This is a genomic window from Kitasatospora sp. NPDC038210, from assembly GCF_055600605.1.
In genome coordinates this window covers 1-1,129 of record NZ_JBVJYK010000092.1, presented here as the reverse complement: position 1 = coordinate 1,129, position 1,129 = coordinate 1, and the positions used below count along the sequence as shown (strand labels likewise).

At 67.4% G+C, this 1,129-nt stretch carries 1 protein-coding gene; it reads left to right on the top strand.

The features are described from left to right. The coding region (locus tag ACZ7KX_RS42735) for an acyl-CoA dehydrogenase family protein (protein WP_470331350.1) at positions 1 to 1,124 on the top strand (1,124 nt) is incomplete at its 5' end. Between the last annotated feature and the right edge of the window lie 5 nt (positions 1,125 to 1,129).

Sequence of the window (1,129 nt, the reverse complement as noted above, 5' to 3'; positions counted from 1 at the left end):
TCTCCGAGGAGCACGAGATGCTCCGTGAGGCGGTGCGTTCGCTGGCTGAGGCGAAGATCGCTCCGTTCGCGGCGGAGGTGGACGAGCAGGGGCGGTTCCCGCAGGAGGCGTTGGACGCGTTGCAGGGCAATGACCTGCATGCGGTGCACGTGCCGGAGGAGTTCGGTGGTGCGGGGGCGGACGCGCTGGCGACGGTGATCGTGATCGAGGAGGTCGCGCGGGTGTGTGCGTCCTCGTCGTTGATCCCGGCGGTGAACAAGCTGGGGTCGTTGCCGGTGCAGTTGTCGGGTTCGCAGGAGCTGAAGGCGAAGTACCTGGGGGCGCTGGCGCGGGGTGAGGGGATGTTCTCGTACTGCCTGTCGGAGCCGGAGGCGGGTTCGGACGCGGCGGGGATGAAGACCCGGGCGGTGCGGGACGGGGACTTCTGGGTGCTGAACGGTGTGAAGCGCTGGATCACCAATGCGGGTGTGTCGGAGTTCTACACGGTGATGGCGGTGACGGATCCGGAGCTGCGGTCGAAGGGGATCTCGGCGTTCGTGGTGGAGAAGGGCGACGAGGGTGTGTCGTTCGGTGCTCCGGAGAAGAAGCTGGGGATCAAGGGGTCGCCGACGCGTGAGGTGTACTTCGACAACGTGCGGATTCCGGCGGACCGGATGATCGGTGCGGAGGGTACGGGTTTCGCGACGGCGATGAAGACGCTGGACCACACGCGGGTGACGATCGCGGCGCAGGCGATCGGGATCGCGCAGGGGGCGCTGGACTACGCGAAGGGGTACGTGAAGGAGCGCCGGCAGTTCGGGAAGGCGATCGCGGAGTTCCAGGGTGTGCAGTTCATGCTGGCGGACATGGCGATGAAGCTGGAGGCGGCGCGGCAGCTGACGTACGCGGCGGCGGCGAAGTCGCAGCGCGGGGACGGTGACCTGACGTTCTTCGGTGCGGCGGCGAAGTGCTACGCGTCGGACGCGGCGATGGAGATCACGACGGATGCGGTGCAGCTGCTGGGCGGGTACGGGTACACCCGTGACTACCCGGTGGAGCGGATGATGCGGGACGCGAAGATCACGCAGATCTACGAGGGCACCAACCAGGTCCAGCGCATCGTCATGGCCCGCAACCTCCCGTAAGGCGG